The sequence below is a fragment of the Actinoallomurus acaciae genome (assembly GCF_042429965.1).
Lineage (GTDB): Bacteria > Actinomycetota > Actinomycetes > Streptosporangiales > Streptosporangiaceae > Actinoallomurus > Actinoallomurus acaciae.
On record NZ_JBHLZP010000045.1, the window covers coordinates 27,993 to 33,753 of the forward strand.

The following is a 5,761-nucleotide window of genomic DNA, read 5'->3' on the forward strand; positions in this document are numbered from 1 at the left end:
CCGGTGAGGCGAAGCGCAGTTTCAGCAGGGGCACCAGGCTCTGCCCGCCGGCGAGCACCTTCCCCTCGCCGTCCCCGGCGCGCAGCAGGTCGAACGCCTCGTCGATCGAGCGTGGCGCCTCGTAGCGGAACCGCGACGGATACATACGAACCTCCGGGATAGAGGAGTCACGTTGCGGCGCGGTCGGAGGTTCCCGGCTCGTCGCCGGCGTCCGCCGCCGGGTCGGGTACGGCCACCGGCCCCGGCTCGGCCTCCGCCGGGTCCGGCCTCGGCCGCTGGTGCGGGGGCCATGGTCCCTGCACCGGCTGGCCGGCCACCTTCAGGAAGTCCACGAATTCGGGGAACGCCCACACGGTCGGGCTCTTGCCCGTCTTCGGCGCGTTCTCGAACAGCTCGTACAGGCGGGGATTGCCCCGGCTGTGCCCATCCGACTCGACCGGCATGACATGTGCCCTTCCGCCCGACGGAGCCGAGTGGCGCCGTCGCCGCTTCGCGGGTCGCAATGCTCCATCGCTGTTAACCTGCCTGCAACAGCGGATTAAGTCATCGCTTACGTCATCCCGGCGCCGCGGCGCGGGCCGTTGCCGGTCCGGCCCAGGTCATCGCGGGGTCACGACCCGTACGGCGATGTTCACGAAGCGAGTCCGGCGGAGCAGCCGGGTTAAGCAAGTCCTTAATCAGGCACCGCCCGGCGTTGACAGCCGTCCCGAATAGCGGTCGACTCGGCAACCACCGGCGAAAAACGCGGAGGGGGCCGGCATGCAGGTGCCAGCGCCGTTCGAGTACGAACGCGCCACCAGCGTCGAGCACGCGATCGGCCTGCTCGCGCGGCTCGGCGGCTCGGCGCGGCTCCTCGCGGGCGGTCACAGCCTGCTTCCGATGATGAAGCTCCGGCTGGCCGCCCCGGAGTACGTCATCGACATCAACGACCTGCACGACGAGCTCGGATACATCCGGGTGGAGCCGGCCGAGGTGCGCATCGGCGCGATGGCGCGGCACCGCGAGCTGCTCGAGTCCGACGCCCTCGCCGAGGTCCTCCCCATCATCCGTGACGCCGAGCGGGTCATCGCCGACGCGGTCGTGCGCAACCGCGGCACGCTGGGCGGCTCACTGTGCCAGGCCGACCCGTCGGAGGACCTGTCCGCCGCGTGCGCCGCCCTCGGGGCCTCCTGCGTGATCCGCGGCCCGGACGGCGAACGCGTGGTGACCATGGAGGAGTTCCACCGCGGCCCGTACGAGACGGCGGTCGAGGACCACGAGATGCTGACCGAGGTGCGCGTCCCGGTCCGGTCGAACGGGTCCAGCGCCTACGAGAAGGTCGAGCGCCGCGCCGGTGACTGGGCGGTCCTGTCGGCGGGCGCGGCCGTCTGGCTGGAGGACGGGCTGATCGCGGAGGCCCGGGTCGGTCTCGCGGCGGCCGGCCCCCACACGATCGTGATCCCGGCGGTGTCGGAGGCCCTGCGCGGCCGGCGGCCCTGCGCCGAGCTCTACGACGAGGCCGGTGACCTCGCCGCCGCGAACTGCCAGCCGGCCAGCGACATGCGGGGCAGCGTCGAGTACAAGCGCCACCTCGCCAAGGTGCTCACCCGGCGCGTTCTGAGCCGGTCCGTCGGCCGCGTGGCCGGGAAGGACGTGACGTGAAGGTCGCGATGATCGTCAATGGTGAGGAGGCCGGCGGGGAGATCGAGGCCCGCCTGCTCCTCGTCCACTTCCTGCGCGACCATCTCGGGCTCACGGGTACTCACTGGGGCTGTGACACCAGCAACTGCGGCACCTGCGTGGTGTGGCTCGACGGGGAGCCGGTCAAGTCGTGCACCGTGCTCGCGGCGTCCGCCGGAGGGCACGAGGTGCGCACGGTGGAGGACCTCGAACAGGACGGCGAGCTCGACCCGGTGCAGCGGGGCTTCATGGAATGCCACGGCCTGCAGTGCGGGTTCTGCACGCCCGCGATGCTGATGACCACGCGGGCGCTGCTCGACCGCGTTCCGGACCCGTCCGAGCTGGAGATCCGCGAGGCGATCTCCGGCCAGATCTGCCGGTGCACCGGCTACGCGTCGATCGTCCGATCCGTCCGATGGGCCGCGGCCTTTGAGGCCCGCGAGCGGTCGGACCTGTCCGGCGGGAGCGCCTCATGACCACCACGAACGACCGTACGCCCGCCGAGTTCGTGAACAACGACCAAAAGCCGCTCGGCTTCGGCCGCATGCTCCGCAAGGAGGACCGCCGCTTCGTGCGCGGGAAGGGCACGTTCTGCGACGACGTCCAGTTGCCCGGCATGCTGCACCTGGCCATCCTTCGTTCGCCGGTCGCGCACGCGCGCATCGCCGGCATCGACATCAGCGCGGCCGAGGCGCATCCGAAGGTGAAGGCGGTCGTCACCGGGGCGATGCTGGCCGAGCGGAACCTCGCCTGGATGCCGACGCTGTCGAACGACGTGCAGGCGGTCCTGGCCACCGACAAGGTCCGGTTCCAGGGTCAGGAGGTCGCGTTCGTCGTGGCCGAGGACCGGTACGCCGCCCGCGACGCCCTGGAACTGATCGACATCGACTACGACATCCTCGACCCGGTGATCGACGCCCGCACCGCCCTGTCCCCCGGCGCGCCCGTCATCCGGACCGACGTGCCCGGCAAGGAGAACAACCACTGCTTCGACTGGGAGACCGGCGACGCGGAGGAGACCGCGGCGGTGTTCGCCTCGGCCGAGGTCGTCGTGAGCGAGGACATGGTGTACCCGCGTGTGCACCCCGCGCCGCTGGAGACCTGCGGCGCCGTCGCCGACTACGACCGCGTCGACGGCCGGCTGACACTGTGGTCCACGACCCAGGCGCCGCACGCCCACCGCACCCTGTACGCGCTCGTCGCCGGCATCCCCGAGCACAAGATCCGGGTCATCTCCCCGGACATCGGCGGAGGCTTCGGCGGCAAGGTGCCGATCTATCCCGGTTACATCTGCGCGATCGTCGCGTCGACCATCACCGGCCGGCCGGTGAAGTGGATGGAGGACCGCTCGGAGAACCTCACCAGCACCGGCTTCGCCCGCGACTACATCATGCGGGGCGAGATCGCCGCGAACCGGGACGGGAGGATCCTCGCCATCCGTACCAACGTGCTCGCCGACCACGGCGCCTTCAACGGTGTCGCCACGCCGGTGAAGTACCCGGCCGGGTTCTTCGGCGTCTTCACCGGCAGCTACGACCTCCAGGCGGCGCACTGCAAGATGACGGCCGTCTACACGAACAAGGCACCCGGCGGCGTCGCGTACGCCTGCTCGTTCCGGATCACCGAGGCGGTGTACCTCATCGAGCGCATGGTCAGCCGCCTCGCGGACGAACTCGACCTGGACGCGGCCGAACTCCGGCTGAAGAACCTCCTGCGGCCCCAGCAGTTCCCGTACCGGACCAAGACCGGCTGGGTGTACGACTCCGGCGACTACGAACCCACGATGCGCAAGGCGATGGAGCTCGCCGGCTACGCGGAGCTGCGCCGGGAGCAGGCCGGACGCCGTGCCCGCGGTGAGCTGATGGGCATCGGGATCTCGTTCTTCACCGAGGCGGTGGGCGCGGGCCCGCGCAAGGACATGGACATTCTCGGTCTCGGCATGGCCGACGGCTGCGAGCTGCGGGTCCACCCGACCGGCACGGCGGTCGTCCGGCTCGCCGTGCAGACCCAGGGGCAGGGGCACGAGACCACCTTCGCGCAGATCATCGCCGAAGAGCTCGGCATCCCGCCCGACGACGTCGACGTCGTCCACGGCGACACCGACCAGACGCCGTTCGGGCTCGGCACGTACGGCAGCCGCTCGACACCGGTGTCGGGTGCCGCGGCGGCCCTGGCGGCGCGCAAGGTACGCGACAAGGCCCGCCTCATCGCCTCGGCGATGCTGGAGGTCTCCGCCACCGATCTGGAGTGGCGCAAGGGCGCGTTCCACGTCGCCGGCGACCCGTCGACGTCCGTCACGATCCAGGACATCGCCATGCGGGCGCACGGCTCCGGCGACCTGCCCGACGGCGTCGAGGGCGGGCTGGAGGCGCAGGTCTGCTACAACCCGGAGAACCTGACCTACCCGCACGGCGCGTACATCTGCGTCGTCGACATCGACCCGGACACCGCCCAGGTCAAGGTCCGCAGGTTCATCGCCGTCGACGACTGCGGCACGCAGATCAACCCGATGATCATCGACGGGCAGGTGCACGGTGGCCTCACGGACGGCGTGGGCATGGCCCTGATGGAGATGATGGCGTTCGACGAGGACGGCAACTGCCTGACCGGCTCGCTCATGGACTACCTGCTGCCGACGGCGCTGGAGGTGCCCGACTGGGAGACCGGCTACACGGTGACGCCCTCGCCGCACCATCCCCTCGGCGCGAAGGGCATCGGTGAGTGCGCGACGGTCGGGTCGCCGCCGGCGATCGTCAACGCGGTCATCGACGCGCTCAGACCGCTGGGCGTCCACGCCATCGACATGCCGCTCACTCCGTCCCGGGTCTGGGACGCCATGCGCGGCGTGCCCCGGCCGCCGGTGTGACCCGGATGTTCACCGACGCGACCGAGATCCGGCGCCGGCTGGACGAGGTCGACTACCTCGCCGACGAAGGGACGGCCTCGGCGCTGTTCTTCGCGCTGACGCTCGGCCGGCCGCTGTTGCTGGAGGGCGAACCCGGCGTCGGGAAGACCGCGGCGGCCAAGGCCCTCGCCCGCATGCTGGGCACTCCCCTGATCCGGCTGCAGTGCTATGAGGGCCTGACCGCGAGCGAGTCGCTCTACGAGTGGAACCACCAGCGGCAGCTGCTCGCCATCCGGCTCGCCGAGTCACGGCACGAGCGGCTCGGCGACGCCGACCTGTTCACCGAGGAGTTCCTGCAGGAGCGGCCGATCCTCCAGGCCGTACGCCACGCCGGCCCCGCACCGGCCGTGTTGCTGATCGACGAGATCGACCGCGCCGATGACGAGTTCGAGGCGTTGTTGTTCGAGTTCCTCGGCGAGGCGTCGGTCACGATCCCCGAGCTCGGCACCTTCACCGCGACGCGGCGGCCGCTGGTCGTGCTGACGTCCAACCGCAGCCGGGAACTGCATGACGCGCTGCGGCGGCGCTGCCTCTACCACTGGATCGACTTCCCCACCGCCGAGCGCGCCGTGCGCATCCTCCGCCGTACGGTGCCGGGCGCGAACGAGCCGCTGATCCGGTCGGCCACCACCTTCGTCGGGCGGGTGCGCGAGCTGGACCTGGACAAGGCGCCCGGCATGGCGGAGACCATCGACTGGGTGTCGGCGCTGTCCGCACTGGGCGCCACGGATCTCGTGCGAGACGATGTCGTCCGGACGCTGGTCGCGATCGCCAAGACGCCGGACGACCGCGTTACGATCGCGGACGCCTTCCACGAGTTCGGCCATGACCATGAGTCGACCGGCTGACGGACGGCACGGCGACGCGGCGCTGTTGCCGGGCGTCGACCTCGCGGCGTTCGCCGTCGCGTTCGCCACCCGGCTGCGGCGGCGCGGCGTGCCCGTCGACGTCACCCGCACCGACGACTTCGTCCGGGCGCTGACCGTGTCCCCTCCCGACTCCCCGCGGCGCCTGTACTGGGCCGCCCGCGTCTGCCTGGTACGGCGGCCGTCGGAGATCGAGATCCTCGACGGGTTGTTCGCCGACGCGGCGCCGGATCCGCCGGTGCGCACCGATCCCGCCATCGCCGCCGGCGGCGATGCCCTGGTCTCCCTGCCGGGAGCGGGCGCGGTGCAGGAGGCCGGGCTGCCCTGGGCG

At 71.2% G+C, this 5,761-nt stretch carries 5 protein-coding genes and 1 pseudogene; 5 read left to right on the plus strand and 1 reads right to left on the minus strand.

Annotation, left to right across the window (positions count from 1 at the left end):
* Positions 1–167: 167 nt before the first annotated feature.
* Complete coding sequence (locus ACFFNX_RS09060; protein WP_378197994.1) at positions 168–443, minus strand: hypothetical protein; 276 nt, start codon at positions 441–443, stop codon at positions 168–170.
* A gap of 316 nt (positions 444–759) precedes the next feature.
* Here ACFFNX_RS09060 and ACFFNX_RS09065 point away from each other — a divergent pair, with 316 nt between their 5' ends.
* The 5 genes and pseudogenes from ACFFNX_RS09065 to ACFFNX_RS09085 form a co-directional block, all read left to right on the plus strand.
* Positions 760–1,641, plus strand: coding sequence for an FAD binding domain-containing protein (locus ACFFNX_RS09065; RefSeq protein WP_378197996.1), 882 nt, complete (start codon positions 760–762; stop codon positions 1,639–1,641).
* Entirely contained in the window at positions 1,638–2,135 is a 498-nt protein-coding gene (locus ACFFNX_RS09070; RefSeq protein WP_378197998.1) for a (2Fe-2S)-binding protein, read from the plus strand. The genes ACFFNX_RS09065 and ACFFNX_RS09070 overlap by 4 nt, the downstream gene beginning before the upstream one ends.
* Positions 2,132–4,525, plus strand: a complete 2,394-nt coding sequence (locus ACFFNX_RS09075; RefSeq protein WP_378198000.1) for an aerobic carbon-monoxide dehydrogenase large subunit — start codon at positions 2,132–2,134, stop codon at positions 4,523–4,525. Before ACFFNX_RS09070 ends, ACFFNX_RS09075 begins: the two co-directional genes overlap by 4 nt.
* A 5-nt stretch (positions 4,526–4,530) precedes the next feature.
* A complete protein-coding gene (locus ACFFNX_RS09080; RefSeq protein ID WP_378198002.1) occupies positions 4,531–5,412 on the plus strand; it encodes an AAA family ATPase in 882 nt (293 codons plus the stop codon).
* Positions 5,396–5,761: pseudogene (locus ACFFNX_RS09085) on the plus strand (hypothetical protein); the annotation flags it as partial. The gene ACFFNX_RS09080 and the pseudogene ACFFNX_RS09085, both read left to right, overlap by 17 nt.

Excerpts from the sequence above, each read along its gene's own strand:
- ACFFNX_RS09060 (WP_378197994.1), bottom strand. The coding sequence starts at position 443 with ATGCCGGTCGAGTCGGATGGGCACAGCCGGGGCAATCCCCGCCTGTAC.
- ACFFNX_RS09065 (WP_378197996.1), top strand. The coding sequence starts at position 760 with ATGCAGGTGCCAGCGCCGTTCGAGTACGAACGCGCCACCAGCGTCGAG.
- ACFFNX_RS09075 (WP_378198000.1), top strand. The coding sequence starts at position 2,132 with ATGACCACCACGAACGACCGTACGCCCGCCGAGTTCGTGAACAACGAC.
- ACFFNX_RS09080 (WP_378198002.1), top strand. The coding sequence starts at position 4,531 with ATGTTCACCGACGCGACCGAGATCCGGCGCCGGCTGGACGAGGTCGAC.